This is a genomic window from Shimia sp. (assembly GCF_965227725.1).
In the GTDB taxonomy this organism is placed as follows: domain Bacteria; phylum Pseudomonadota; class Alphaproteobacteria; order Rhodobacterales; family Rhodobacteraceae; genus Shimia.
This window is the reverse complement of record NZ_CBDDGH010000004.1, coordinates 278,747-304,525: the sequence shown is the minus strand read 5'-3', so window position 1 is coordinate 304,525 and position 25,779 is coordinate 278,747. Positions and strand designations below refer to the sequence as shown.

Here is a 25,779-nt window from a genome sequence, read left to right as displayed (position 1 = left end):
GTGGAGTTGAAACAACCCTTAAGGAGCATCCAAACATGACCCGCACCGTCTATGTGAACGGCGAATACCTGCCGGAAACCGAAGCCACAGTCTCGATCTTTGACCGGGGGTTCCTGATGGCGGACGCGGTTTATGAGGTGACCAGTGTTTTGGGCGGCAAGCTGATTGATTTTGAAGGTCACGCGGTGCGTCTCAGGCGCTCTCTGGATGAGCTCGATATGGCGGAGCCCTGCACCAAGGAAGAGCTGCTGGAAATCCACCGCAAGCTGGTTGAGCTGAATGAGATCGACGAGGGGCTGGTCTATCTGCAGGTCACCCGCGGCTCTGATGGCGACCGTGACTTCGTCTTCCCCAGCGAAGACACCAAGCCAACCATCGTGCTCTTCACCCAGAATAAGCCCGGTCTGGCAGACAGCCCTGCCGCCAAGAAAGGTGCCAAGATCATCTCCATCGAAGACATTCGCTGGGGCCGTCGTGACATCAAGACCGTGCAGCTGCTTTACCCCTCCATGGGTAAGATGATGGCCAAGAAAGCGGGCTGTGATGATGCCTGGATGATTGAAGGCGGCTATGTGACCGAGGGCACCTCCAACAACGCCTATTTTGTCAAAGACGGCGTGATCGTCACCCGCCCTCTGTCCAATGACATCCTGCACGGCATCACCCGTAAGGCCGTGCTGCGGATGGCTGCAGAAGCACAGCTGAAGATCGAAGAGCGTCTGTTCACCATCGACGAAGCCAAAGAGGCGGATGAAGCCTTCACCACCTCTGCGTCCGCCTTTGTGATGCCGGTAGTAGAGATCGACGGCGTGGCGCTGGGCGACGGCACACCGGGTCCCGTCGCGACCCGTCTGCGTGAAATCTATCTGGAAGAAAGCCGCAAGGCTGCGATCTAAGCTCTGGCTCAATAAGTGGATATTCGGCGCGCCTGATTGGGCGCGCCTTTTTTTGTTTGCCTAAGTGCTTTTGGTCAGGTGACGCTGCCAGAGCCAGGCAACCAGGCGGCGCAGGCCGATGCCCGTTCGAATTTCAAATTCCTCATAGAGGAAATTCTTTTGGCCGACGCCTTGCTTTGGCAGATCTTTGGCAAGACTGCGCCGCATCTCGATGGGGCCACAAAACAGCACTTTGCGTGTGGCAAGGTCCGGGATCTCAGCAGCGAGGATCGTGGCGGAAAGACGTCCGCGTGTTTGGCTTTGCCAAAGAACAAGATCGAGATTTGATTTGCTTGCCGCCAGGCTTTCCAGTTCTGCCAGATGCGCGGCGCTGTCCCGATCACGAATGCAATAGATGAATGTGACAGGCGGCGCCTCAGTTGGCAGCGCCTGTGCAAGGGCGACAAACGGCGTTACCCCAACCCCGGCCCCGATCCAGACCTGAGGGCCCTTTGCGCGGCCGAAATGGCCATAGGGGCCGTCCACTTGCACCGCCTGTCCGGCTTTCAAGCTGCGGGCGACATGGCTGGTAAGGTCGCCAAGTGGTGCAACGGTCAAGCGCAGATCGCCTGTTTCATTGGGCGCTGCGGAAATGGTGAAGGGGTGCGGTTCATAAAATCCCGCTCCGGAAAAGCGGAAAAAAGCAAACTGGCCTGCGCGGTGGCGCAGTGGGCGGCCTTTGGCTGCGAGATCCACAGCAACCGCATCCCCTTGCTGGGTGACGTGGGTGATTTCATAGCTGCGGCTGGGGCGCAGTCCGCGCGGCGCGGACGTCCAAGCGTAGGCCACTGTGCCAACAGCGCAGACCAACAGCATATAGAGCCCAAGCGGATCGCCGTTTTTAAAGGGTTTGAGGATGAACAGGTAATGAAACGCTCCAAAGACGAAGAAGATGCCGATGAAGCGGTGGGTCCATTTCCACAGGTGGTAGGGGATGAAGGTGGCGATGGTGATGACCACAAGGATCAGCAGCCCGTAGAGGCTGATTTCCCCCAAGGTCTCGGCAAGCTCCACAAGGGCGGTTTCGCGACCAAGGCCCCGCATTTCCGCGTCAATCGTGTCATGCAGCAGGATCGCGACCATGGCACCGATGCCGAGCCACTTGTGCAGACGATAGCTTTGATCAAGCGGACCAAAGAGCATTTCGATGCCTGGCCAGCGGGTGGCGATCAAATGTGAGAAAGCCATTGCGATCAAAGCACCCAGGCCCAGATATTGGCTAAAGAGCGCCACACCGTCGCGACCCTGCGCGATTGACGGCCACCACACAAATGGCACCGCCAGTGCTACGGCCACCACAAGCAATCCGATTTTTCTCAAGATGTCTTCCCCACTTTGGCTTGGCACATAAATGTGCTTGGCTTTTGTCGCCCTTTTTGCCGGATGGCAGAGGGTTTGAGGAGAGAAGAAATGCAGCGATTTGAGGGTTTATAACCTGGGTTTAGGCCACTTTCATGACGATTTTGCCGATGTGGCCACTGCTCTCCATACGTTGGTGCGCCGCGACTGCATCACTCAAAGCAAATTCGCTGTCCATCACCGGAGCGATGCGTCCGGATGACAGCAAGGGCCATACCTGGCGTAGCAGGGCTTCGGCGATTTTGCCTTTGGCGAGGTCGCTTTGCGGGCGCAACGTTGAACCGGTGATTGTGAGGCGGCGCATCATCACATGGGCGAAGTTCAATTCGATCTGCGGCCCTTGCAGAAAGGCGATTTGCACAAGGCGGCCATCATCCGCCAGGGATTTGACATTGCGGGGCAGATAGTCGCCCCCCACCATATCCAAAATCAGATTGGCCCCACCTTCGGCGCGCAGAACACTGACAAAATCCTCTTCGCGATAGTTGATCGCGCGCTCGGAGCCGAGATCGAGGCAGGCTTTGCACTTTTCGTCAGACCCGGCGGTGGTGAAGACCCGCGCACCAAAGGCGTTGGCAAGTTGGATGGCCGTTGTGCCAATGCCAGAAGAGCCGCCATGCACTAGGAAACGCTCGCCTGCTTGCAGCCCGCCACGCTGGAAGACGTTGGAATAGACCGTGAAAAAGGTTTCAGGCAGACAGGCGGCTTCTTTCAGGCCCAATCCTTCTGGAATGGGCAGGCAATGTGCTGCCGGAGTCAGCGCATATTCGGCATAGCCACCGCCTGGCAGCAGCGCACACACGGCGTCCCCTTCAGACCATTGGGTCACACCGGCGCCCACGGCCGCGATGGTGCCTGAGGCCTCAAGGCCCGGGAGATCCGAAGCATTTGCAGGTGGGTTGTAGAGCCCGGCACGTTGCAGAACGTCCGGACGATTGACGCCAGAATAGGCAATCTTGATCAGAACTTCGCCAGCGGCTGGTGTCGGGATCGGGCGATCGGTCAGTTTCAGCACATCGGCCGCGCCGGGTTTGGTGATTTCAACGGCGCGCATCGTCTCTGTCATGATCTATCCCTCTGGGTTCCTGTGTTCGGGAACTGTGTAGCAGAGCGGTTGGTATTGCGCACAGAGGCTTTTGCTGTCCTGACGTGAGGGCGTTGTGGTGCTAGGGCAGGCAAAAGGGGCGCTGCCCCTGCCATCGCAAGCGATGGCCACCCCGGGATATTTGCCGAATTAGAAGTCCTTTGGGGAAGACGCTTTAGCGCGATGGGGGTGTCCAGCTGCCAGGCATATTGTCAGGCAGATCGGGGGCGCGGAACTTTGACGCCGCTTCTAGTGGGGCGGCCATCAGGCGACCAAGCGGGCTTTTGTTGAACCGGGCTTTGGTCTTTTCAAATTGCATGACGTTTTCGATGCGACGATCCAGAAACGCCCATGTGGCGGTGTTGCTTTCGCTGTCATCCCCCAGCCAGTAGAGCACGGTGGAGGAATAGACCGCCGAAAGTGTGGCGCGCTTGGTATACCAGTTCAGGTCGCGGGAGGTGTCACCGATGGCATTCCAGATGGTATCTGCCGTGCCCCAGATCAGCTGCGCACCGGTGGCTGCGTGTTGCGGAAGCGCAAAGAGCGTGGAGCCGCGGCGCACCAGCTCGCGATCCGGGCAGAGCTCAAGGCGCAAACGCACCGCATGGGTGATCTTTTCGCGAATTTTCATTTCCGCGACTGCGGCCTCTCCCATGGCTGCGACCATTTGAGAATCACCGCGCTTGTGAAAAGCCACCGCAAGGTCGACCGCGCCACGCGGACAAATTGCGCGTGCCACGGTGGCATCCACACCACTGTCCGCGATGGCGGCGGTAAAAGTGGCCTCAGACCAGCCATCAAAGGGCACATGCATCTCTGCAGCGTCCAAAAGGCGGGATTTCAGGTCGGTGTTGGGGGTCTCCGTCACGGGCTCTCTCCCTGTCGCGAGGTGGCGTTGCACCCATACTAGACAAAGACGGGACGACTTGCTATACGCCGGGCTCCTGCAATTTCATTGCAACTCAAACTTAGAAAGGTGGTGAAAACCACATGCAGGTTAGTGTTCGTGACAACAATGTCGATCAGGCGCTTCGTGCCCTGAAGAAAAAGCTGCAGCGTGAAGGCGTCTTCCGCGAAATGAAGCTCAAGCAACATTTCGAAAAGCCGTCCGAGAAAAAAGCGCGCGAGAAGGCTGAAGCGATCCGCCGTGCCCGTAAACTGGCACGTAAGAAAGCACAGCGTGAAGGTTTGCTCTAAGCACACCTCTCCAGCTTGGACACAAGAATTGACGACCCCCATGGCCCGGCCATGGGGGTTTGTCTTTTGTTGCATCAGGGCATTTTGTGCTTAGATGCCAGACAAAACCGGGGCTCCCATGGCGTTCCCGAAGCTAAGATTGAGGGCAGCCATGCTATCTCGCAACCTAGGATCTTTTCTTTTTGTGCTGACAGTTGGTGCCATTGTTGGCGCGATCTACAGCTATGTTCTGGCCGATATGATGGGCTGGGGGTTGGGCCTTCTGGCACTGTGGCGCGGAGCCGTGCGCGGTGTGATCGTGGCCACCATTGCCGTTGGCCTTGAGGTCTGGATCAGCAACAGCCCGATTGGGCGTTGGCAACGCAGCCTGAAGTTCCGCCGAGGCTTGGCGCTGCGGATGCTGATTACCTGTTGCATCCTGCTCTTTTCTCTTGCGGCTACGCATCTGGTGCTGATCAGGGACAAAGACACCTACGTGATGTGGTTTCAGCAGGGGCTGTTTCCCGATTTCCTGTTTGCCTTCTGCACCGGCATTTTTATTCAGTTCATGCTGCAGGCGCGGCGGTTGATCGGCGGGCGGACGCTGACCTATTTCCTGCTCGGGCGGTATGCGCGGCCCACTGAGGAATGCCGGATCTTTGTCCTGGCCGATCTAAAAGGGTCCACGTCGATCACGGAAAAGCTCGGTGATCAGAGGGCGCTTGAGATGATCACGGGCTTCTTTCTCGACATCGATCCGGTGATCAAGAAACATCAGGGCGTGATTCACAACTATGTGGGTGACGAGATCATCATGAGCTGGCGGGATCGCGGGCCGGACGGAAACATGCGGCTCCTCAAGTGCATCGATGAGATTTTTCAGATCGTGGCGGCGCGCCATGACCACTACATGGCCAAGTACGGTGTCGCGCCTGCATTGCGCATGGGCGTGGCCGGAGGGCCGGTGGCTGTCGGGGAATGTGGCTGGGAAAAGCGCCAGGTGGTTTATATCGGCGATACCATCAACCGCGCCAAGCGCCTGCAGGAGGCCTGCAAGGCGCATGGGCTTTCGGTGATTTTGGATGCTGAAACAGCCAATGACATCACATTGCCAATGGGGCTTGGATTGGCCGCAGTGGAGGAGACCACCCTGCGCGGGCGGGCCAGTGCAACGCAAATGCTCACACTGACCGCGCCGGACGGCAGCGCCTTGGAAGCGCTGACGCCTGAGGCTGTTCCGGCTTAACCGCGCGGTTTGCCTTTGGGGGCTGAGGCTGCCGCTGCACGACGCGCCTTGTTCTTCTTGCTGTTGGCTTTGCCTTTTGGGGGCGGTGGGCCTTTGGGCTTGTCGCTGCCTTTGCGGTGAGGCTTGGCATCGCTCAATGCGCCATCAGCCATCGCGCGCCGACGCGGCGCCGCGTTCCCACCAGGGGCTGCGCCATAGGCTGGCTTTGAGGCCGACTTCGGCTTGCCGTCTTTTGAAGCGGATTTTGCGGCACCGGGTTTTGGCTTCTTCTGCCGTGGGGCTGGATCGTCGTTCCAGTCCACCGGAGATGTTGATTTATTTGGTTTTTCTGCAAATTTATCGCGTTGCGGCTTGTGGAAATCCGACTTTTCACCGCGCTCAGGGCGCTGTTCATCCCGGTCATGCCGTGGCTTTTCGAACTTTCCTTTGCCGCGATGCGGTTTTCCACCGTCTTTGCGCGGGCCTTTCCCAAACGGTTTTTTGCCACCCTCGCGCGCATCACGCGGGCTGCGTTCCAGCACCGGCGCATTCTCCATCTGCGTCAGCTTCGCGCCTTCTTCCAGCGTCATGTTCGGGCCAATGGCGGTAAGGAAGGCTGCCACACTGGTCTCAAGAACCTGCACATAGCTTTCTTCCGGATTGATGCGGATCGCGCCAATGTCATCTTTGGTCAGATTGCCCAGTTTGCACAGCATTGGCAGCAGGCGGCGCGGCTCCGCACCTGCCTTGCGTCCACCGGAGATCGAGAACCAGACAGAGGGGCCGAAATCCTTGCGCGGGGCTGGCTTGGCATCGCTTTCTGCAATCTCTTCAGGCGCCGAATGTTTGGAATTGTAAAGTCGCAGATAGGCCGCGGCCACTTGCTCTGGCGAAAATGTTCCAAGCAAAGATTCAATAAGAGGCAATTCTGACTCAGTCGGCTCCACAATCCAATCCGGATCGGCAAACATCCGGGCCTGATCCTGTGCACTGACTTCCTCGGCAGAAGGTGCACCAGACCACTCGGCCTCAAGCTTGGCCCACCGCAGCAGGCGCTCGGCCTTTTTGCGAGACTTGCGGGTGACGATCAGTGCGGAGACCCCTTTGCGACCCGCACGGCCGGTCCGGCCAGAACGGTGCAGCAGTGTTTCGTGGTTGTTGGGCAGTTCGGCATGCACCACCAGATCGAGGTTCGGCAGGTCGATGCCACGTGCCGCCACATCGGTGGCGACACAGACACGCGCACGGCCGTCGCGCATCGCTTGCAGGGCGTGGGTACGCTCTGTCTGAGACAGTTCGCCAGACAGCGAAACCACCTGAAAGCCCCGGTTGGAGAGGCGGGTTGTCAGGCGAGCTACCATGGCGCGGGTGTTGGCAAAGACAATCGCATTTGGCGCTTCATAAAAGCGCAGCGTGTTGATCACGGCGTTTTCCGCATCGCGATCCAGTACGGTCATGGCGCGATAGGTGATGTCGGCGTGCTGCTTCTGCTCGGATTTGGTTTCCACCCGGATGGCATCACGCTGATAGTTCTTGGCCAGTTCGGCGATCATCTTGGGAACAGTGGCGGAGAACAGCAGCGTCTGGCGCTCTTCCGGCACCTGCTCCAGAATGAACTCCAGCTCTTCGCGGAAGCCGAGATCCAGCATTTCGTCCGCTTCATCCAGCACCACGGCGCGGATGTCCAAGAGGTCGATGGATCCACGATCAATGTGGTCACGCAGACGGCCGGGAGTGGCCACGACAATATGCGCGCCACGTGCCAGGGCACGGCGTTCGTCGCGCATATCCATGCCGCCCACACAGGAAGCCACACGCGCACCTGCTTCGGCATAAAGCCAGGTCAGTTCGCGTTTCACCTGCAGCGCCAATTCGCGTGTCGGTGCGATGACCAGCGCCAATGGTGCGGCGGCCTCATCAAAGGCCTCTGCCTCGCCCAGCACGGTAGAGGAGATTGCAAGGCCAAAGCCCAGCGTTTTGCCTGAGCCTGTTTGTGCGGAAACAAGAAGGTCTTTGCCCGCCAGTTCCGGGGCCATTACGGCTTCCTGAACCTGAGTGAGCTTGTCATAGCCTTTTGCGTCAAGCGCGGCCTGAAGTGCGGTTTTCACGGTGATGTTCACTTTTCATCTGAGGAGTGCCAGCTGGACGGCGTCGGCGGGCTCCCTCATCATCTGAACCGCTCTCATCATCATTTGTGGCAAGAAGCGCAGCACATAGACCAAAACTCTGGGCGTGTATAGGTGTCTCGTCCCACCGCCAAATACCCGTCAGGCCGGTATGACAAACAATTTACTTCTAGCGCTTTGAAACCCGGGCAAAGTTCTTATGTTAACGAGAATTCGATTTCACACAGGGCGCGATAGCATGACCGATACCTACACCCCCCCGAAAGTCTGGACTTGGGATTCTGAAAGCGGTGGCAAATTTGCCAGCATCAACCGCCCGATTGCAGGCCCGACACATGACAAAGAGCTTCCCCGCGGTGAGCATCCGTTCCAGCTCTATTCACTGGCCACGCCCAACGGCGTGAAAGTCACCGTGATGCTGGAAGAGCTTCTGGCGGCAGGTCACAAAGGCGCGGAGTATGACGCCTATCTCATCAACATTGGTGAAGGCGATCAGTTCGGCTCCGGTTTTGTGGGCGTAAACCCAAACTCCAAAATCCCCGCGCTGATGGATCTGAGCGGCGACAAAGAGGTGCGCGTGTTTGAAAGCGGCGCGATCCTTCTGCACCTTGCAGAGAAATTTGACGCCTTCCTTGGCCCAAAGGAAAACCGCGCTGAGATGATCAGCTGGCTCTTCTGGCAAATGGGCAGCGCGCCTTATCTGGGTGGTGGCTTTGGCCATTTCTACGCCTATGCGCCGGAGAAATGGGAATATCCGATCAACCGCTTTGCCATGGAAACCAAGCGCCAGCTTGATGTGTTGAACCGCCAGCTGGCAGAGAACAAGTACCTCGCCGGTGACGAATACACGATTGCTGACATCGCGATCTGGTCCTGGTACGGCGCGCTGGCACTGGGGCGTCTTTATGAGGCGGCTGAATTCCTCGATGTGGAAAGCTATGAGCACGTGCAGCGCTGGGCCAAGGAAATCAACGATCGCCCCGCCGTGAAACGCGGCGTTATGGTCAACCGCAGCTGGGGTGATCTGGACAAGCAACTTCACGAACGCCACGCGGCTGAGGATTTTGAAACCCGCACAGCGGATAAACTTGAGCCTGCGGCAGAATAAGCTGGTCTGCTTTTGCAATAGAGACGGGCGGTGCGTTGGTGCCGCCCGTTTTGTTTCAGCCTGTTGACAGCATCATTTCGGCGGCTTTCTCCCCGATCATAATGGTGGGCGAGTTGGTGTTGCCACTGGTGATGGTGGGCATGATCGAAGCATCCACCACCCGCAACCCGCCGATCCCGCGCAGGCGCAGCTCCCCATCCAGCGGCGCAGCCTCATCCGGCCCCATGCGCACCGTGCCAACCGGGTGAAAAATGGTTGTGCCAATGTCGCCCGCCGCCGCGGCCAGCTCGGCATCGTCCTGCGCGGTGATCCCGGGTTTTATTTCCTCAGGCGCATATCGGGCCATCGGGCTTTGCGACATGATCTGGCGCGCCTGTTTGATGGCCGCCACCGCCACCGCGCGGTCGCCTTCGGTGGAGAGGTAATTGGGCGCGATTTCTGGAGCATCTTCGGGATTGGGCGAGGTGATGTGCACATGGCCCCGGCTTTCCGGGCGCAGGTTGCACACACTGGCCGTGATGGCCGGGAAATCATGCAGCGGCTTGCCAAAGGCTTCTAGCGAGAGCGGCTGCACGTGATATTCCAGATCCGGAGTGGCGAGGTCGGGGCGGGATTTTGTGAACGCGCCCAGCTGGCTTGGCGCCATCGACATGGGGCCGGATCGTTTCAGCATATACTCCAGCCCGATCTGCGCCTTGCCGCGCAATGAATTGGCCATGGTGTTCAGCGTTTTGGCGTCTTTGAGCTTCCACGCGCAGCGCAGTTGCAGGTGGTCTTGCAGATTGGCGCCCACGCCCGGCATGTCGCGCTGTACGGTGATCCCGTGTTTTTGCAACAAAGCGCCGGGGCCGAGCCCGGACAGCTGCAAAATTTGCGGAGAGTTCACAGCCCCGGCTGACAGCACAACCTCGCCACCACAACGCGCCTGTTTCAGCACACCATTCTGACGGTATTCCACGCCCGTCACCTTGCCGGCGTCAATCAGCAAACGGGTGGTATGGGCATGGGTTTCGATCTTGAGCGCGCGTTGCTTTTGAGGGCGCAGAAATGCCTTGGCGGTGTTCCAGCGCCAGCCGCGGTGCTGATTGACCTTGAAATAGCCAACCCCTTCGTTGTTGCCGCGGTTAAAATCCTCCGTGCGGGGCACGCCTGCAGCTTCGGCGGCGGCCATCCAGTCATCCAGCACATCCCAGTGCAGACGTTGATTGTTCACATGCCACGGCCCACCTGCGCCGTGCATCTCAGAGGGGCCATCCATGTAATCCTCTGATTTCTTGAACAGGGGCAGCACGTCGTCCCATGCCCAGCCCGCGAGGCCCATTTGCCGCCAGCCGTCATAATCAGCAGCCTGACCCCGCAGGTAGAGCATGCCGTTGATCGAAGAACAGCCGCCCAGAACCTTGCCGCGCGGATAGATCAGGGCGCGCCCGTTTAACCCGGCATCAGGTGCGGTTTTATACATCCAGTCGGTGCGCGGATTGCCGATGCAATAGAGGTATCCCATCGGAATGTGGATCCAGTGATAGTTGTCGCGCCCGCCTGCTTCCAAAAGCAGAACCCGTCGCCCTGCCTCTGCCAGACGTGCGGCCACCACACAGCCGGCACTGCCCGCGCCCACGACGATATGATCCCAGTTCATGGCTGATCCTCCCTCGCGCGCAGAAAACGAGGGTGTCAGGAAAATGTCAATTGTTAAATGTCAGACAATTGAAAGCTAGACCGGCAGCGCCGTTGTTTTGAAGACCGTCCGCAGCGCGAAAGAGCTCTGCATCTGGGCCACCCCCGGCAGGCGTGCGAGGTGTTGGCGGTGGATGCGCGCAAAATCCTCGGTGTTTTCCGCGACGACCTTCAGAATGTAATCCGCCGTTCCCGCCATCAGGTGGCACTCCAGTACATCAGGAATGCGCGCCACTGCCTTCTCAAAGGCATCTAGAACCTCATCGGCTTGACCTGACAGCGTGATTTCCACAAAAACAGTTGTCGGCACATCCAGTTTGCGCGGGTCGAGCAGGGCCACGTAATCCTTGATGTATCCCTCGCTTTCGAGCCGGTGTACCCGGCGGTGACAGGCGGAGGCAGAGAGGTTCACGCGCTCTGAAAGCTCGGCGTTGGAAATCCGGCCTTGCTTTTGAAGGACGGTCAGTATGCGACGATCTGTCGGATCAAGAGACATATTGCGAAAGCTCCTTGCGTGTTTACTCTCTCTATTCGAAGTATCTTGCAAAGGCGAGTTTTCATTCTGCCTAAAAATGAAGCATATTCTTGCGGTCTCACTCTAACCTTCCTTTAGGTAAAGTCAGGAGTGAGACCATGAAAATCGGATGCCCCACCGAAATCAAACCTCAGGAGTTTCGTGTCGGTATGACGCCGGACGCCGCACGGGAGGCGGTGGCCCACGGCCATGAGGTGATCATTCAGGTGGGTGCCGGGATCGGCGCAGGGTTCACCGATGAGGACTATCGCGCTGCCGGCGCGACGATGATCGAGACGGCAGAAGACATTTTTGCCACCGCCGACATGATTGTGAAGGTGAAAGAGCCCCAAGCGGTTGAACGCAAAATGCTGCGAGAAGGCCAGTTGCTCTTCACCTATCTGCACCTCGCGCCGGATCCGGAACAAACCAAAGACCTCTTGGAGAGTGGCTGCACGGCCATCGCCTATGAAACGGTGACCGATGACCGTGGCGGCCTGCCGCTCCTGGCCCCGATGTCTGAGGTGGCTGGCCGCCTCGCGCCACAGGTTGGTGCATGGACCTTGCAGAAGGCAAACGGCGGTCGTGGTGTGTTGATGGGCGGTGTCCCGGGCGTGGCCCCTGCCAAGGTTGTTGTGATCGGTGGCGGGGTCGTGGGCACCCATGCCGCCAAGATCGCAGCGGGCATGGGCGCAGATGTCACCGTGCTGGACCGCTCTTTGCCCCGGTTGAAGTATCTGGATGATGTCTTCGGCGGAACGTTCAAAAACCAATATTCCACGGCGGGCGCCACGGCTGAGCTGGTCCGTGAAGCGGATATGGTGATCGGCGCGGTGCTGATCCCCGGCGCCGAGGCGCCCAAACTTGTGTCGCGTGCCCAGCTTTCGGAGATGAAACCGGGAGCGGCGCTGGTGGATGTGGCGATCGATCAGGGCGGGTGCTTTGAAACCTCCCGAGCCACCACCCATGCTGATCCGATCTACGAGGTGGACGGCATCATGCACTACTGCGTGGCCAATATGCCGGGGGCTGTGGCGCGCACCTCGACACAGGCGCTGGGCAATGCCACGCTGCCGTTCCTGCTCAACTTAGCGGACAAAGGCTGGAAGCAGGCCTGCGAGGATGATCCACATCTGCTCAACGGCCTCAATGTGCACGCAGGCCAGCTGACCTATTACGCGGTGGGCAAAGCGCTGGGTATTGATGTGATTTCGCCCTCTCTGGCGCTCAAGTCCTGAGGGCAGTCTCCTTCAAACAGCGGGCGCAGCGCCTTCAGGCGCTGCGTGACAAAACCGGTGAAAGCGCGCACCCGCGGCACCTGTCTGAGATCGGCATGGGTGAGCACCCAGAGCGGGATTTGCGGAAACAGCGGCAGGCCGGGCACACGCGCAAGTGCCGGATCGCTGTCTCCCAGAAAGCAGGCCATGCGCGTTGCACCGATCCCAGCACGGACAGCCCCCACAGCAGCAGCCATATCGTCCACGGTCAGTCGCGTGCGCAGATTTGGCCGGGCGGCTTTGATCGCTTCCGGTGGCCCGGGCCAATGGGCAAAACGGATCCAATCCAGCGGCGCCTCACCGCCTTCGTCCTGCGCCAAAAGCGCGTGGCTCGCATAGACCGCGCCTTTCTGCTCAAAAAGCTGAGTGCCAACCAGCGTGTCCGGCGGTGATTTGGCGAAACGTATGGCCACATCCGCATCCCGCTGCGCAAGATTGACGGTCTCATTGGTGGCCACCAAAGACAGCGCGATCTCCGGATGCGCGTCTATAAAATCCGCGAAAATGGGCGACATGATGCGCTCAACCAACAGTTCAGGTGCCGTCACCTTGAGCGGCCCGCGAATGGCCGTGTCCCGCGCTGCGATTGTCCGATCCAGCCCTCGCTCCAGATCAGACATAGCTTCAGCTGCGCGGACGGCCTGCCAACCTGCCTCCGTGGGGACATAGCCGCTTGGCAGGCGCTCAAACAGGCGCGTACCCAGAGAGGCTTCTGCCGCCGCGATCCGTCGCGCCACCGTGGCGTGATTGACGCCAAGCGCGCGCGCCGCACCGCTGGTGCCGCCATGACGGGCGGTTTCCATGACAAATTTCAGATCATCCCAGTTGTGCATAGGGGTGATCATATTTGCACAGAGTGGTTGCATCAATGATCGTTTTTTCACATCCGACCGGCACCTAAGTATGCGGCAAGACATTAGCATCGGAGATCAAAATGACCGCTTACGCCTTTGTAAATCTGACCATCACCAACCCTGAGAGCTTTGAGGCCTACCGCGAGAAAGCGGGCATGGCGCTGAAAAAGCACGGCGCTGCGCCGCTGCACGTCTCCAAAGAAGCCGAAGTGATCGAAGGGGAGGGCGCTGCACCAACCGTGACGGTCATCCTCACCTTCCCGGATCGGGACGCCGCCAGGGCCTGGATCGAGGATCCCGAATTTGCCGAGGTGCACGCGCTGCGTCGGGGGGCAGGCGTGTCCAACATCATCCTGATGTAAGACCATGCATTGGCCGTGGCCGCTTTGCCAACTTGCTCAGCAGTCGCAAAAAAGGCGCCCTTTGGGGCGCCTCCTGCAAACACATGGTGAACTGGCGCCGCCCTTAGGCCTCGCGCTTGATTTCCACCGTGTGTGGGTAAGGGATCGAGATGCCACCTTTGTCGAAGGCTTCCTTCACCGCCTGCGTGAGTGCGAACTTCAGCTCCCAATAGTCTTCTGCCTTGCACCAGACGCGCATGGTGATGTCGACAGAGCTGTCGCCCAGATTGGTGACACGTGCCCAGCCCTCGGGGTCTTTCAAGACACGCGCGTCGGCGTTTGCAGTATCCAGGATGATCTGCTTGGCTGTCTCTGCATCATCGCCGTAGTCGATGCCAAAGACCACATCCACGCGGCGCGTGTCATGAGCGGAAAAGTTGGTGATGATCGAGCCCCAGGCCTGACCGTTGGGGATGATGATCTGTACATTGTCCGGTGTGACCATCTCGGTCACAAACAGGTTCAGATCCACGACCGTGCCTGCCGTGCCGCCAACGTCCACGTATTGCCCAATTTTGTAGGGGCGGAAGAGGATCAGCATGAAGCCCGCAGCAAGATCACTTAGTGTGCCCTGCAGCGCGAGGCCAATCGCCAATGTCGCGGCGCCTAACATCGCGACCAAAGAGGTCGCCTCAATGCCAAAGATGCCAAGGATGGCAACCAGTACCATAAGAAGGATTACCCAGCGCACGATGCTGGCGGCAAAATTGCCCAATGTCTGGTCGATTTCCGGTGTTTTGTTCACGCGATTGCGGACCATGCGGCTCACGGCCCCGGCAACCATCCAGCCGATAACCAGAACAACAAGTGCCTTTACGGCCGATACGATCAGTGGGGCAAACCCCAGTGCACTCTCAAAAAGCGTTTCCATGTGGCGTCTCCCTGTCCATCAATTTACGCGAAGTTTAACGGCACGGATCAGTCATCACGCAAGCCCAAACCCCATTTATAAAGATTGCGCCGGTTTCGCATAGGCCGCGCGTTGGTTTCATGGGAAAATCAACTTATGTATCCCCTCAACGCCTCAGCAGGAGAGATTCAATGACAACTGTCACCACTCACCCGATCAACAGCCGCTGGGCTGCGCAAGATTCCAGCCTATTGCAGCTCTATTCCTTCCCGACGCCCAACGGGGTGAAAGTGTCGATCATGCTGGAAGAGACTGGCCTGCCTTATGAGCCGCATCTGGTCACCCTGAGCGACGCCGATGTGAAAAGCCCGGAGTTTTTGGCGCTGAATCCCAACAATAAGATCCCTGCGATCATTGACCCGAACGGACCGGATGGGGAGGCCGTTACCCTGTTTGAGAGCGGTGCCATCCTGATCTATCTGGCGGAGAAAACCGGCAAACTCATCGGCAATACGCCTGCAGAGAAATATCAGGCGATCCAGTGGGTGATGTTCCAGATGGGCGGCGTTGGCCCGATGTTGGGCCAGTTGGGCTACTTCACCAAATTTGCCGGGGCAGCGATCGAAGACCCGCGCCCACGTGAGCGCTTCCGCGTAGAGGCAAAACGCCTTTTGTCTGTGCTGGAAAAGCAGCTTGAAGGGCGTGAGTGGATCACGGGAAGCTATTCCATTGCCGATATCGCTATCGCGCCATGGCTCAACGCGCTGGAATATTACCAGACCAAAGAGCTTGTCGGTTGGGCAGAGTACCCGAATGTGAACGCCTATCTGGAGCGGTTCTTGGCCCGCCCAGCGGTGCAGGCAGGCATGAATATTCCGCCACGCCCGGAAGCATAAGAAAGAGGGGGCCCTATGGCCCCCTTTGTTTTGCTTAGGGCAATGTGCTTGTCAGCACATAGCGCAGGATCTCGACCACCTGCTTTGGCTCCTCCGCCACTGCCAGCGCCGCGGCATGCACCTCTTTCAGTGCGTGCTGCTGATCCGGCATCGACAGCACAATGATGGATTTGCCAAGTGCTGCGGCATAGCCCGCATCAAAAGCGGCGTTCCACTGGCGGTATTTCTCGCCAAAGCGCACCACCACGACATCAGCGTCTTCGATGCCTTTGCGGGTGCGGATCGCGTTCACCATCGCGCCCTTGTGGTCGTGCCAGTATTTGTTCTCTTCCGCGCCCAGAATGGCCACGCCGCAATCATCGCTTGCCGCGTGATCCGTCACCGGGCTGTTGAACCGCACATCCAGATCTGCGGCCCCCTCGGTGATTTGTTCGCGCCAATCGGTGTGAATTTCGCCGGACAGATAGACGTTCAATGCCATTGGAAAGCTCCCTCAGTGTTTGGCTGTTCATAGCCCGAGAAACCCTTCTCTCCAATCCCGCATTCCGGCGAAGCAGTTTCAAATCAGTTTGATCAGAGTTTGCGCGCCACCAGATACCGGCTTGGCGGATCCGCCGGAAAATTGCCGCTTTCTATGATGTCAAATCCGGCGCTGGTGATCATGGTTTCCAGCTCCGAGATGGAGAAGAACCGCACAAAGGGGGCTTTGCCAAAGAACTGCATCATCGGAATGGCGCGTTTCAGGACACGAAACTTCAGTGATTTCATGTTCTCGTTGAGACACGGGGTTTTCGAAATGAACAACCCGCCGGGTTTGAGCCGTTTGGCGACAGCGGAGATCGACGGCTCAGCGTCGTCCAAAAGGTGCAGCAGGTTATGCGCCAGAACCACATCAAATGGTCCTTCAGGCGCGGTGTCTGGAGTGGCCTGCACAAGTCTGATATTGCGCGCTCCTGCTTCCGCCACACGTTCACGTGCAACCTCCAGCATCCCGCCTGACACATCACTTGCCACCATCTCGGCAACAGCATCTGCCAATTTGATTGCGGTAGAGCCGGTACCGCAGCCCAATTCCAGCGCCACATCCGTGTCTTTCAAGTAAGACCGTGTGCGCCCCAGCGTGTACTCATAAGCCTCCATGTCCCCAATCGGTGACTTTGCATATTTCTGTGCGATTCCGTCCCAAAACTTTGCGGTTGCTTGCATGGTCATACTCCTTTCGAGCACAAGGTAGTCATGCGGATATGTAAGATAAATTGCCGAAAATCGCAGTTATGATATACGAAAATGCATGAATGATCCGCTCGCCGCTTTTGATTGGAACCACATCCGCGCGTTTCTCAAGACTGCGGAGACAGGATCACTGTCCGCTGCGGCGAGAGACTTGGGATTGACCCAGCCAACTTTGGGGCGACAGGTGACCGCGCTTGAGGAAGATCTGGGCGTGATGTTGTTTGAGCGCGTGGGTCGGGGGCTTTCGCTGACTTCAGCCGGAGCGGAACTGCTCGACCACGTGCGTGCGATGGGAGAGGCGGCAGAGCGTGTGGCGCTCGCGGCCTCTGGTCAAAGCCAAACGATTGAGGGGCGCGTGGCCATCACCGCGTCAGATGTCTACTCTGCCCATCTTCTACCGCCAATCCTGAAAGATTTGCAGGCCATGGCGCCCAAGCTGGTGATAGATGTCGTGGCTTCAGATGAGTTGCAGGATTTGATGCGGCGCGAGGCGGATATCGCCATTCGTCATGTGCGTCCCGATCAGCCGGACCTGATCGCGCGTTTGGTGCGCGAGGCCGAAGGGTTTTTCTACGCCTCAGCGGACTATCTGGACCGGCGCGGTCGTCCAGAAGCCTTGGAGGACCTCAAGATGCATGATTTTATAGGCTCAGGCGATGTAGGCCGGATGCTTGAATATCTACATCCTCTCGGTTTTCCGATTGCTCACAGCAACTTCCGGATCGGGTCTGAGAGTGGGCTGGTGGCATGGGAGCTGTGCAAACAAGGATTTGGCATCGCGCCTATGGCCGCGGAGGTGGCGGAGGTCACTGAGGGGATCGAAAAGGTCCTGCCCAACATCGCGCCCATTGTCTTCCCGATCTGGCTCACGACACATCGCGAGTTGCACACCAGCCGCAGGATAAGATTGGTGTTTGACACACTGGCTGAGCATCTGGCGCGCGGCTAGGGTAATTTGCGCAGCATCCTGATGCGTACGTTGTCACGCGCACTGATCTGCCAACCGTAGCGCTCATAAAGCGTGACGTTTTCCGGCATCTCCGCATGCGTGGCTAAGGCGATTTCTCCACAGCCTGCCTCTGTCGCTTGGACGATGGCAAAGCGAATGAGCTGCCCGCCGATGCCTCGCCCACGTGCTTTGGGCGCGACAGCGACATTCATCAGATGGGCTTGCGGTGGAGTGAGCGTGAGCATCAAAACCCCAAGCAGATCCTCGTCTTCAAGAACCCAAACTTGGTTTGCGGCGATCGCATCTGCCACGCCGCCGGACACATACGGCAGCGCGATCCCTGCGTCGCGATAAGGTTGGTAAGCCGCATCAATCAGCCGCGCAATGGCATGGGCCTCATCGGCCCGTGCCTGTCGCGGCTGAGGTGCATTAGCCACGCAGCGTGCCGCCGGTGGCTTTGCTGACTTTCTCGACGATCTTCGTGGCCACGGCCTCGATATCGGCTTCTTTCAGCGTCTTGTCTGTGGGCTGCAGGCGCACGGTGATCGCGAGGGATTTTTTGCTTTCCCCCAAAGCGCCGCCGATGAATTCGTCAAAGACACGCACGTTTTCAATCAGCGCTTTGTCCGCGCCAGCCGCAGCATTCACCAGCGTCAGCGCTTCGACGTCCGCATCCACCACAAAGGCAAAATCGCGTTCCACCGCCTGAAGATCAGACATGGTGACAGCGCCTTTGGAGGCGGATTTCTTGCGTGGCAGCGGGATTTCCGCGATGTGGATCGCAAAGGCCACAACCGGCCCCTTAATGTTCAGCGCATCAAGTACCTTGGGGTGAATCTCACCAAAGGCACCAAGGATCTTCTTGGGGCCAAGGCCTACTTTGGCGCTGCGGCCCGGATGCCACCAGCCATTCACACCGCGATTGTAGGTCAGCTTTGCCGGCGCGCCGAGCGCTTCCATCACCGCTTCCATGTCTGCCTTGGCATCATAGATATCCACGCCACGGCTCTCGCCATGAATGTCTTTGCCAACAGTGCGGCCCACCAGAATACCGGTCAGCAGGTTTTCCTGCTCACCCGGCTCACCACCGTGGAACACGGCCCCACATTCAAACAGCGCCATATCCATGAAACCACGTGCCTGATTGCGGGCCGCGGCCTGCAGCAGGCCCGGCAGGAGGGACGGGCGCATATGGCTCATCTCGCTGGAGATCGGGTTTTCCAGCATGGTCGCATCAGAGCCACCGCCAAACAGCTCTGCCGCCGCTTTGTCGATGAAGCTGTAGGTCACACATTCGTTGTAGCCCAGTGCGGCGGTCGTGCGGCGTGCGATCTGCTCGCGCTTCTGCATCGGCGACAGGATCTGCTCTGGCAGACCTGCGGTGGCGCGCGGCATAGGCTTGCCTTCGAGCTTGGTCAGCGAGGCAATACGCGCCACTTCTTCGACCAGATCGGCAGAGCCACGCACATCCGGACGCCAGCTCGGCACATGGGCCATATCGCCCTCGAAGGTGAAGCCAAGTGCTTCCAGAGTGGCACGCTGGGTTTCCGCCGGGATTTCCATGCCAACCAGAGACTGCACACGATCTGTGTCGAGTTTATAGGCGCGGGACACATCTGGAATGGTGCCAGCGGTCACGATCTCTGATGGCTCACCGCCGCACAGCTCGATGATCATCTGGGTCGCGTCATCCAGCGCCTGCATATTGTAAGCCGGATCAATGCCGCGCTCGTTGCGATAGCGCGCGTCGGTGTTGATCTTCAGTCCACGGCCTGTGTAGGCGATCTGAACGTGATCCCAGACTGCGGCTTCGAGGAAGACATTGGTGGTTTCTTCGGTGCAGCCGGTTGTGAGGCCACCCATGATCCCGCCGATGGATTCAACGGCGTTGTCATCAGAGATCACCACCATGCCGGGGCCGAAGGTGTATTCTTTCTCATCGAGCCCCATCAGGGTCTCACCACCTTGAGTGCGGTGAACGCGCAGGTCGCCTTTGACCTTGTCAGCGTCAAACACGTGCAGCGGGCGGTTGCGGTCGAAGGTGAAGAAGTTGGTGATGTCCACCAGCGCGGAAATCGGGCGCAGGCCAATGGCTTTCAGACGGTCCTGCAACCACTGCGGGGAAGGGCCGTTTTTCACGCCTTTGATCAGACGCCCACCAAAGACTTCGCAGCCGTCGGTGGCGGTGTCTTCATCGATGGTGACATTGATCGGGCTTGCGTAGGTGCCGGTGATCTCTGCGGTTTTGGCAGGTTTCATCTTGCCGAGCCCGCGCGCTGCGAGATCCAGCGCAATGCCGCGCACACCCAGCGCATCGGGGCGGTTTGGCGTGATCGCAATTTCGATCACCGTGTCGACCTTGGATGGATCGTTTTCGGCCAGCCAGTCGATGAATTTGTCACCCACCTCACCGGAAGGCAGCTCAATGATGCCATCATGTTCGTCGGACAGCTCCAGCTCGCGCTCGGAGGCCATCATGCCGTAGCTTTCCACGCCGCGGATCTTGCCCACGCTGATGGTGATGTCGAGGCCGGGAATATACATGCCCGGTTTGCACACCACCACGGTGATGCCTTCGCGTGCGTTGGGCGCGCCACAGATGATTTGCAGCTCGCCTTCATCGGTTTCCACCTTACAAACCCGCAGCTTGTCCGCATCGGGGTGCTTCTCTGCGTGCACCACTTTGCCCAGCGTGAAATCCGCCAACCGCTCAGCAGGGTTGAACACATCTTCTACCTCAAGGCCAAGGTCGGTGAGCGCTTCGACAATCTCGTCGACGCTCGCGTCAGTCTCAAGGTGGTCTTTCAGCCAAGAAAGCGTGAATTTCATCTGTCCGGTGTCCTATGGCAAGCCATGTTTGTTGCAGCAGGCAATGACAAAGATTGCCCTCATGTGCAAGCCTTGCTGCAAATGCAGGTCTATGGATAGCTCGGAGCGAGGCCCAAAAGCTCGTCCAGCTGCCGCCCAATCCACCCATGGGGGATAAAATGTCCCCCCGGATGCAGATCCAGCGTCACCGGCCCGTCGGCGCAGTCCCAGGCTGTACGCGAGAGCGTCAGAAAGCTGCGTGCTTGCCAGTCGCCCTGATCCTCGCCGGTGGCGGTGCATCCCAACTCGCGCCGCCAGAGCGCAACCGGATAGGTCACATCGCCACTCGGCCCCATCGGGAAATCCATCACCGTATCTGCCAACCCATGCACATGGCGCACCTCGGCCGGAGCCTCCGGGCAGGTCTCATCTTGGTCTACGCTGCCCGCGATCGCCAAAAGCGCGGTGACATCATTGCCGCTCTGACAGGCATAGCGCCACGCCATTGCGGAGCCGAATGAATAGCCCGACACATAAATTTTCTCGCGATCTATGGGATAGCGCTGCGCCACATCTTCCAGCACGGCATCGGCAAATGGCACGTCCTCGGAGCCCGCGCGCCAAAAGCTCCAGGTCTTGTTGCGCCCGTTGGGAGTGACCAGCAGAACCCCACGCCGCTTGGCGGAGGCCCCAACCCGGTCTGAGCGTTGCGGGTGAACGCCGTTTCGTGACCAGCCATGAAAATGCAGCAGCACCGGCAGCGGGCTCTCCCCATCCCACCCCTCAGGTTCCATCACGTGGTAGGACCGCTCGCCCAGCGGGCAGGCCACATCACCGCCACAGGGTTCCACCTCACCTTTCCACGGCCCCATGGCAAAAACAGCAGGGGCAAGAAGTGTCGCGGCAAGGGTGAGGGCAAATCGTTTCATGCCGCTGACACTACGCAAGGGAGAGGCGCTGTCACGTCACATATTTGTGGGAGTAGGCTATTGACCAAAGCCAATGGTCTGAGCCTAGGCGCGTGCGCCAATATAGGTGAGCCAGTTGGACAGCTCGCGCATCCGCATCTGCGGGGCAAGGTCTTCAGGCCGCGCCCCCAAACGCCGTGCTGCCTCCGCATCGACATCGGCTGAAAGCAGGTCCGGCACAATGGCGGCGTGGTCCTCTTTCAGATGTATGGCATTGGCAATCCGGCCCACATCCAGCGCCGTCATTTCCGGGTGATATTGCACGCCCCAGAAATCCACGCCGTTTTTCTGATAGGCCATGGCCTGGACCTCGGAATGCCGGTTGGAAGCCAGCACCACCGCGCCTTCGGGCAAGCGGATCACCTCATGGGAATGCACACAGGGGCTGGCAAGGCCACAGGTGCGACCGGCAAACATCGGGTGCGTCTTGCCCGCGTCGGTGAAGGTCACGCCGGAGGCGAGGCCAAATTCCAGCCCATTGGGGGAGTCATCTACATGCCCGCCCAGCACTGAAGCGGCCAGTTGCATCCCGTTACACGATCCCCAGACCGGCAGGCCGGTGGCAAAAGCCTGCTCCATCGCGGCCCGCAAAGGCGCGGCGCGCGTGTCGCTGGTGGTCCAGTCCACACCGGAGCCGGTGAAAACAATCCCGTCCACCCCTTCAAAGACATCGGCGGTTAAAGGCGCCGCATAGGGGCTCACCACCCGCAGATGCGCATGCGGTGCCAGCGCGAGGAATGCCTTGAGAAAATACGCCGCCGCGGACCGGCTCTGCGCCAGCAGCTCAGGTGTGTTGCTTTCAACGATCAGGATACGGGTCATTTGACGCGCGTAGTTTTCGATAGCTTACTAAAGCTGAAAGCTATCAAATTAAGAGGACAGGCGATCAACATAGAACAAAAAACTCGCATCAAGCAGCAGTAAGATGAAGTAAGCTATGATGATGAACCTGCATGTAAACCAAGAGAACCTAAAAACGGATTCTTTGGTTAATAGGTCATCCATTAGACCTTGTTGCATTGCGACAGCTGACAATGGGCCACTCTTATCGGTTCCACATCGACTATCGAGTGTATCAAGATGACTTATTCCTTTGAAAGCAAACCACAATGGCAATATTAGACCAAGAGCCGCGCAACAAGTTAACAAGCCGTAATTGTCATAGCCCATGTTCGGAACCTCAGGTTGAATGCTCGGAACCTTAGGTTGAGATGGGGTGCTAAAAACAGCATTGAGTAGTGCGCCCATGGCAAAAATAATCACTGTTGTGAGAACCGCACTTTTTGTTTCTATTTTTTTCAAAGTACCCAATAGGACTTCGTGTTCGACTTCTGTGAGCAACCTGTCGTCTGTCGTTCGAGCGATTTGGGGCATTTTGAGTTCAGCGTAGGCCTTTAGGCGCTCTTTTAGCGCGTCCTGATTTCGCCATAGGCTTTTGCCAGGTGACAAAGAGCAAATGAACATACACTCACCTGCCAATATTACGAAAGGAGCCAGCGTGAAGACCCAGTCAGGTATAGCCGCGATCAACGGGTCAAACCGCCGTGCAGCGTTGGCTGGTCGAGGCTGGCAAAGCCATAGTGCCGTAGCCAACGCAGATCGCTATCAAAGAAGGCGCGCAGATCGGGAATGCCGTATTTCAGCATCGCCAGACGGTCGATGCCGATGCCAAAGGCAAAGCCCTGATATTCGTTTGGATCAATGCCGCCCGCTTCGAGCACTTTGGGGTGCACCATGCCGGACCCCAGCACTTCGAGCCAATCGTCGCCTTCGCCAACCTTCACGGTGCCACCTTCCCAGCTGCACTGAATGTCCACCTCGGCAGAAGGTTCCGTGAACGGGAAGTGCGACGCGCGGAAGCGGGTTTTCACCTCGGTGCCAAAGAAGGCAGAGAAGAATTCTTCCAGCACCCATTTCAGGTTCGCCATGGAAATGTCCTTGCCAATCGCAAGGCCCTCAACCTGGTGGAACATCGGTGTGTGGGTCTGGTCATAGTCCGCGCGGTATACGCGACCGGGGCAGATGATGCGGATCGGCGCGCCGGTTTTCTCCATCGAGCGGATCTGCACCGGGCTGGTATGGGTGCGCAGCACATGTGGCGGGCGCTCGTCCCCTTCGGCACGATGCGTGTAGAACGTGTCCATCTCGGCGCGAGCAGGGTGGTGGCCGGGGATGTTCAACGCATCAAAGTTGTACCAATCGGTTTCGATCTGCGGGCCTTCGGCCACGGCAAAACCCATGTCGGCAAAGATCGCGGTGACTTCTTCGGTCACTTGGCTGATTGGGTGGATGGTGCCCACTCGGCGGTTGCGCGCAGGCAGGGTCACGTCCAACCACTCAGTCGCCAGACGTGCATCCAGCGCGGCATCAGCGAGGGCGATCTTCTTGGCCGCGAGGGCAGAGTTGATCTCGTTCTTCAGCGCGTTCAGCGCGGGGCCAGCCACCTGACGCTCTTCCGGGGTCATCTTGCCCAGCTCGCGCATTTTCAGGCTGACTTCGCCCTTCTTGCCCACGGCCTGCAGGCGCAGCTCTTCCAGCGCGGCTTCATCCGCAGCTGCGGCAATGGCGTCGATATATTTGATGCGCAGATCGTCCATGGCAGGGCCGTCCCAAGTGAAGAAAATACCGCAGACCTCCTACCACAAGGCCTGTTGATTGCAAGCACGGAGGCGCGGGTGCCCCGATAGGCACCCGCCAGAAGGTGTCACTTCCAGATGTCGGCGTCTACACCACGCGCGATTTTGGCGTGTTCAGAGATGCTGAAGTTTGGCGTTTTACCGGCTTTGCGCTGTGCCTGATAGTCCCGGGCCACGCGCACCACGATGGGAGACAGCAGCGCCAGAGCGAACAGGTTCAGCAAGGCCATGATCCCAATCGCCATGTCCGCTGCGTTGAACACCACGGCGACCGACTGGCCTGCGCCCCAGAACACCACAAGCATCACACCCAACCGCAAGAGGTTCAGGCGCGATTTGCTTGTCTGCTTGAGGAACGCCATGCCGCTCTCCGCGTAGCCGTAGCAGGCGATGATGGTGGTGAAAGCGAACAGCAGAACCGCAAAAGCGATGAAGTAGACGCCAAATGGTCCAAGGAAGGCGGCGGCGGCTTGTTGGGTCATGGCAATGCCTTCCAGCGTGTTGCCCTCGGCATCCACCATCTTGTGCGCGCCTGAGACGATGATCATCACTGCGGTCGCGGTACAGACAAGAATGGTGTCGATGAACACGCCAAACGCCTGCACAAAGCCCTGCGAGGCCGGGTGATTTGGCACTGGGGTGGCCGCGGCCGCGATGTTGGGCGCAGAGCCCATGCCCGCTTCATTGGAGAAAAGACCACGTTTCACGCCGTTCAAAAGCGCTGCGGTCATGCCGCCTGCTGCGCCGCCTGCAGCTTCTTCCAGACCAAAGGCGCCGCGCACAATCTGCAGCAATACGCCGGGGATCTCGGCAAAGTTGGTTGCCAGGATGTAGAGTGCTACAATGATATAGGCCCCGGCCATAAACGGCACCAAGACTTCCGCCACGCGGGTGATGGAGCGGATGCCGCCAAAGATGACCACACCTGTTGCGATCGCGAGCAGGATGCCGGTGGTGGTTTTGGGGAGATCGAAGGCTTCGTTCATCGCCTGCGCGATGGAGTTGGACTGCACGCCGTTGACCACAAGGCCAAAGGCAAAGACCAGAAAGATCGAGAAGATCAGACCAAGCCAGCGCATGTTGAGTCCGCGCGCGATATAGAACGCGGGGCCACCGCGATACTGGCCGTCCGGACCGCGTGTTTTGTAGAGCTGCGCCAGCGTTGCCTCAGAGAATGAGGTCGCCATGCCCACCAGCGCCACAATCCACATCCAGAAGATCGCACCGGGTCCGCCAAGAGAGATCGCCACAGCCACACCGGCGAGGTTGCCGGTGCCGATGCGGGAGGCGAGGCTGACGGCGAGCGCCTGAAACGGCGAAATGCCCGCGCCGTCTTGGCCGCGGGAGGCCACGGTTAGGCGGAATTGTTCGCGAAAGTTGGTGAACTGGATAAAGCCGAGGCGTAGGGTGAAAAACAGCCCGCTGCCGATGAGCAGATACATCAGCAGGTACCCCCACAAGATCCCGTTGGCGGTGTTCACAACGTTTTCGATAGAGGTCACGAGAGAGTTGGCAAAAGAGGCGAAGACGCCTCCGGCTTCGGCGGCGTTTGATGTCGGTTCCATAGGCTTCCTGTGTCGTTTGCGCAGCGGGGCTGCGGTGCCGGGCACAAGCGAAGGCGGCCCGACTCAAATTTCGGCGCCTCCTTACGCCTCACAGAAAGAGGGGGAAATGGCTTTTCCCCCATTTTAGGCTGATTTTGC

The 25,779-nt window shown here is 58.7% G+C and carries 25 protein-coding genes; 8 read left to right on the top strand and 17 right to left on the bottom strand.

All coding sequences use genetic code 11. The features are described from left to right. Window positions 1-35 precede the first annotated feature (35 nt). Window positions 36-896, top strand: a complete 861-nt coding sequence (locus ACO07T_RS09350) for a D-amino-acid transaminase (RefSeq protein ID WP_422049168.1) — start codon at window positions 36-38, stop codon at window positions 894-896. A gap of 60 nt (window positions 897-956) precedes the next feature. Here the strand turns inward: ACO07T_RS09350 and ACO07T_RS09345 are convergent, their stop codons facing one another. The 3 genes from ACO07T_RS09345 to ACO07T_RS09335 all read right to left on the bottom strand — a co-directional run bounded on the left by ACO07T_RS09345 (window position 957) and on the right by ACO07T_RS09335 (window position 4,246). Next, window positions 957-2,255 (bottom strand): ferric reductase-like transmembrane domain-containing protein, encoded by a 1,299-nt coding sequence (locus ACO07T_RS09345; protein ID WP_422049167.1) that lies wholly within the window; start codon window positions 2,253-2,255, stop codon window positions 957-959. 121 nt (window positions 2,256-2,376) lie between these two features. Beyond that, window positions 2,377-3,360, bottom strand: a complete 984-nt coding sequence (locus ACO07T_RS09340) for an NAD(P)H-quinone oxidoreductase (RefSeq protein WP_422049166.1) — start codon at window positions 3,358-3,360, stop codon at window positions 2,377-2,379. Window positions 3,361-3,553: 193 nt separating this feature from the next. After that, a complete protein-coding gene (locus ACO07T_RS09335) occupies window positions 3,554-4,246 on the bottom strand; it encodes a COQ9 family protein (protein ID WP_422049165.1) in 693 nt (230 codons plus the stop codon). 122 nt (window positions 4,247-4,368) lie between these two features. Here ACO07T_RS09335 and rpsU point away from each other — a divergent pair, with 122 nt between their 5' ends. Together rpsU and ACO07T_RS09325 are read left to right on the top strand one after the other, a co-directional pair. After that, complete coding sequence (rpsU, locus tag ACO07T_RS09330; protein ID WP_005614280.1) at window positions 4,369-4,575, top strand: 30S ribosomal protein S21; 207 nt, start codon at window positions 4,369-4,371, stop codon at window positions 4,573-4,575. 151 nt (window positions 4,576-4,726) lie between these two features. Continuing rightward, complete coding sequence (locus tag ACO07T_RS09325; protein WP_422049164.1) at window positions 4,727-5,800, top strand: adenylate/guanylate cyclase domain-containing protein; 1,074 nt, start codon at window positions 4,727-4,729, stop codon at window positions 5,798-5,800. Here ACO07T_RS09325 and ACO07T_RS09320 read toward each other — a convergent pair. Beyond that, window positions 5,797-7,887 carry a DEAD/DEAH box helicase gene (locus ACO07T_RS09320; protein ID WP_422049163.1) on the bottom strand — a complete coding sequence of 697 codons (2,091 nt, stop codon included), beginning with the start codon at window positions 7,885-7,887 and terminating at the stop codon, window positions 5,797-5,799. The genes ACO07T_RS09325 and ACO07T_RS09320 overlap by 4 nt on opposite strands. Window positions 7,888-8,143: 256 nt before the next feature. Here ACO07T_RS09320 and yghU point away from each other — a divergent pair, with 256 nt between their 5' ends. Next, window positions 8,144-9,013 carry a glutathione-dependent disulfide-bond oxidoreductase gene (yghU, locus tag ACO07T_RS09315; RefSeq protein ID WP_422049162.1) on the top strand — a complete coding sequence of 290 codons (870 nt, stop codon included), beginning with the start codon at window positions 8,144-8,146 and terminating at the stop codon, window positions 9,011-9,013. Between the two features lie 55 nt (window positions 9,014-9,068). On the opposite strand, the gene ACO07T_RS09310 is transcribed toward yghU, so the two are convergent. Then, entirely contained in the window at window positions 9,069-10,652 is a 1,584-nt protein-coding gene (locus ACO07T_RS09310; RefSeq protein ID WP_422049161.1) for a GMC family oxidoreductase, read from the bottom strand. A gap of 75 nt (window positions 10,653-10,727) precedes the next feature. Beyond that, on the bottom strand, window positions 10,728-11,186 hold the full coding sequence (locus ACO07T_RS09305) for an Lrp/AsnC family transcriptional regulator (RefSeq protein ID WP_209059062.1): 459 nt from the start codon (window positions 11,184-11,186) through the stop codon (window positions 10,728-10,730). Between the two features lie 137 nt (window positions 11,187-11,323). Between ACO07T_RS09305 and ald the strand changes: the two genes are divergently transcribed. Beyond that, window positions 11,324-12,442: an alanine dehydrogenase gene (gene ald / locus ACO07T_RS09300; protein WP_422049160.1), complete on the top strand. Its 1,119-nt coding sequence runs from the start codon at window positions 11,324-11,326 to the stop codon at window positions 12,440-12,442. Here ald and ACO07T_RS09295 read toward each other — a convergent pair. Then, window positions 12,379-13,314, bottom strand: a complete 936-nt coding sequence (locus ACO07T_RS09295; RefSeq protein ID WP_422049159.1) for a LysR family transcriptional regulator — start codon at window positions 13,312-13,314, stop codon at window positions 12,379-12,381. The two genes, ald and ACO07T_RS09295, sit on opposite strands and share 64 nt — an antisense overlap. Window positions 13,315-13,415: 101 nt before the next feature. On the opposite strand from ACO07T_RS09295, the gene ACO07T_RS09290 reads away from it, so the two are divergent. Continuing rightward, window positions 13,416-13,697: a DUF1330 domain-containing protein gene (locus tag ACO07T_RS09290; protein ID WP_422049158.1), complete on the top strand. Its 282-nt coding sequence runs from the start codon at window positions 13,416-13,418 to the stop codon at window positions 13,695-13,697. A 103-nt stretch (window positions 13,698-13,800) separates the two neighbouring features. On the opposite strand, the gene ACO07T_RS09285 is transcribed toward ACO07T_RS09290, so the two are convergent. Then, a complete protein-coding gene (locus tag ACO07T_RS09285; protein ID WP_422049157.1) occupies window positions 13,801-14,607 on the bottom strand; it encodes a mechanosensitive ion channel family protein in 807 nt (268 codons plus the stop codon). Window positions 14,608-14,777: 170 nt separating this feature from the next. Here ACO07T_RS09285 and ACO07T_RS09280 point away from each other — a divergent pair, with 170 nt between their 5' ends. Continuing rightward, a complete protein-coding gene (locus ACO07T_RS09280) occupies window positions 14,778-15,482 on the top strand; it encodes a glutathione S-transferase family protein (protein ID WP_422049156.1) in 705 nt (234 codons plus the stop codon). A 34-nt stretch (window positions 15,483-15,516) separates the two neighbouring features. Here the strand turns inward: ACO07T_RS09280 and ACO07T_RS09275 are convergent, their stop codons facing one another. Next, window positions 15,517-15,963, bottom strand: coding sequence for a YtoQ family protein (locus tag ACO07T_RS09275; RefSeq protein ID WP_209059091.1), 447 nt, complete (start codon window positions 15,961-15,963; stop codon window positions 15,517-15,519). 92 nt (window positions 15,964-16,055) lie between these two features. Continuing rightward, the gene (locus ACO07T_RS09270) at window positions 16,056-16,688 is read right to left on the bottom strand and encodes a class I SAM-dependent methyltransferase (protein ID WP_422049155.1); all 633 of its coding nucleotides are present in this window, start codon (window positions 16,686-16,688) and stop codon (window positions 16,056-16,058) included. Between the two features lie 85 nt (window positions 16,689-16,773). Between ACO07T_RS09270 and ACO07T_RS09265 the strand changes: the two genes are divergently transcribed. Continuing rightward, on the top strand, window positions 16,774-17,664 hold the full coding sequence (locus tag ACO07T_RS09265; RefSeq protein WP_422049154.1) for a LysR family transcriptional regulator: 891 nt from the start codon (window positions 16,774-16,776) through the stop codon (window positions 17,662-17,664). Here the strand turns inward: ACO07T_RS09265 and ACO07T_RS09260 are convergent. The 7 genes from ACO07T_RS09260 to ACO07T_RS09230 form a co-directional block, all read right to left on the bottom strand. Continuing rightward, window positions 17,661-18,101 carry a GNAT family N-acetyltransferase gene (locus ACO07T_RS09260; RefSeq protein ID WP_422049153.1) on the bottom strand — a complete coding sequence of 147 codons (441 nt, stop codon included), beginning with the start codon at window positions 18,099-18,101 and terminating at the stop codon, window positions 17,661-17,663. The two genes, ACO07T_RS09265 and ACO07T_RS09260, sit on opposite strands and share 4 nt — an antisense overlap. Next, a complete protein-coding gene (gene pheT / locus ACO07T_RS09255; RefSeq protein ID WP_422049152.1) occupies window positions 18,094-20,493 on the bottom strand; it encodes a phenylalanine--tRNA ligase subunit beta in 2,400 nt (799 codons plus the stop codon). The genes ACO07T_RS09260 and pheT overlap by 8 nt, the downstream gene beginning before the upstream one ends. 89 nt (window positions 20,494-20,582) lie before the next feature. Further along, on the bottom strand, window positions 20,583-21,401 hold the full coding sequence (locus ACO07T_RS09250; protein ID WP_422049151.1) for an alpha/beta hydrolase family esterase: 819 nt from the start codon (window positions 21,399-21,401) through the stop codon (window positions 20,583-20,585). A gap of 84 nt (window positions 21,402-21,485) precedes the next feature. Then, the gene (locus ACO07T_RS09245; RefSeq protein WP_422049150.1) at window positions 21,486-22,262 is read right to left on the bottom strand and encodes a type 1 glutamine amidotransferase; all 777 of its coding nucleotides are present in this window, start codon (window positions 22,260-22,262) and stop codon (window positions 21,486-21,488) included. 48 nt (window positions 22,263-22,310) lie between these two features. Beyond that, window positions 22,311-22,814 carry a hypothetical protein gene (locus ACO07T_RS09240; protein WP_422049149.1) on the bottom strand — a complete coding sequence of 168 codons (504 nt, stop codon included), beginning with the start codon at window positions 22,812-22,814 and terminating at the stop codon, window positions 22,311-22,313. 152 nt (window positions 22,815-22,966) lie between these two features. Next, entirely contained in the window at window positions 22,967-24,037 is a 1,071-nt protein-coding gene (gene pheS, locus ACO07T_RS09235; RefSeq protein WP_422049148.1) for a phenylalanine--tRNA ligase subunit alpha, read from the bottom strand. A 107-nt stretch (window positions 24,038-24,144) separates the two neighbouring features. After that, complete coding sequence (locus tag ACO07T_RS09230; protein ID WP_422049147.1) at window positions 24,145-25,641, bottom strand: alanine/glycine:cation symporter family protein; 1,497 nt, start codon at window positions 25,639-25,641, stop codon at window positions 24,145-24,147. Window positions 25,642-25,779: the final 138 nt, after the last annotated feature.

Bases quoted from the DNA above. Each gene is read 5' to 3' on its own strand.
- ACO07T_RS09350 (WP_422049168.1), top strand. From the start codon at position 36: ATGACCCGCACCGTCTATGTGAACGGCGAATACCTGCCGGAAACCGAA.
- ACO07T_RS09340 (WP_422049166.1), bottom strand. From the start codon at position 3,360: ATGACAGAGACGATGCGCGCCGTTGAAATCACCAAACCCGGCGCGGCC.
- rpsU (WP_005614280.1), top strand. From the start codon at position 4,369: ATGCAGGTTAGTGTTCGTGACAACAATGTCGATCAGGCGCTTCGTGCC.
- ACO07T_RS09325 (WP_422049164.1), top strand. From the start codon at position 4,727: ATGCTATCTCGCAACCTAGGATCTTTTCTTTTTGTGCTGACAGTTGGT.
- yghU (WP_422049162.1), top strand. From the start codon at position 8,144: ATGACCGATACCTACACCCCCCCGAAAGTCTGGACTTGGGATTCTGAA.
- ACO07T_RS09310 (WP_422049161.1), bottom strand. From the start codon at position 10,652: ATGAACTGGGATCATATCGTCGTGGGCGCGGGCAGTGCCGGCTGTGTG.
- ACO07T_RS09305 (WP_209059062.1), bottom strand. From the start codon at position 11,186: ATGTCTCTTGATCCGACAGATCGTCGCATACTGACCGTCCTTCAAAAG.
- ald (WP_422049160.1), top strand. From the start codon at position 11,324: ATGAAAATCGGATGCCCCACCGAAATCAAACCTCAGGAGTTTCGTGTC.
- ACO07T_RS09295 (WP_422049159.1), bottom strand. From the start codon at position 13,314: ATGCACAACTGGGATGATCTGAAATTTGTCATGGAAACCGCCCGTCAT.
- ACO07T_RS09290 (WP_422049158.1), top strand. From the start codon at position 13,416: ATGACCGCTTACGCCTTTGTAAATCTGACCATCACCAACCCTGAGAGC.
- ACO07T_RS09285 (WP_422049157.1), bottom strand. From the start codon at position 14,607: ATGGAAACGCTTTTTGAGAGTGCACTGGGGTTTGCCCCACTGATCGTA.
- ACO07T_RS09280 (WP_422049156.1), top strand. From the start codon at position 14,778: ATGACAACTGTCACCACTCACCCGATCAACAGCCGCTGGGCTGCGCAA.
- ACO07T_RS09275 (WP_209059091.1), bottom strand. From the start codon at position 15,963: ATGGCATTGAACGTCTATCTGTCCGGCGAAATTCACACCGATTGGCGC.
- ACO07T_RS09270 (WP_422049155.1), bottom strand. From the start codon at position 16,688: ATGCAAGCAACCGCAAAGTTTTGGGACGGAATCGCACAGAAATATGCA.
- ACO07T_RS09265 (WP_422049154.1), top strand. From the start codon at position 16,774: ATGAATGATCCGCTCGCCGCTTTTGATTGGAACCACATCCGCGCGTTT.
- pheT (WP_422049152.1), bottom strand. From the start codon at position 20,493: ATGAAATTCACGCTTTCTTGGCTGAAAGACCACCTTGAGACTGACGCG.
- ACO07T_RS09250 (WP_422049151.1), bottom strand. From the start codon at position 21,401: ATGAAACGATTTGCCCTCACCCTTGCCGCGACACTTCTTGCCCCTGCT.
- ACO07T_RS09245 (WP_422049150.1), bottom strand. From the start codon at position 22,262: ATGACCCGTATCCTGATCGTTGAAAGCAACACACCTGAGCTGCTGGCG.
- ACO07T_RS09240 (WP_422049149.1), bottom strand. From the start codon at position 22,814: ATGCCCCAAATCGCTCGAACGACAGACGACAGGTTGCTCACAGAAGTC.
- pheS (WP_422049148.1), bottom strand. From the start codon at position 24,037: ATGGACGATCTGCGCATCAAATATATCGACGCCATTGCCGCAGCTGCG.
- ACO07T_RS09230 (WP_422049147.1), bottom strand. From the start codon at position 25,641: ATGGAACCGACATCAAACGCCGCCGAAGCCGGAGGCGTCTTCGCCTCT.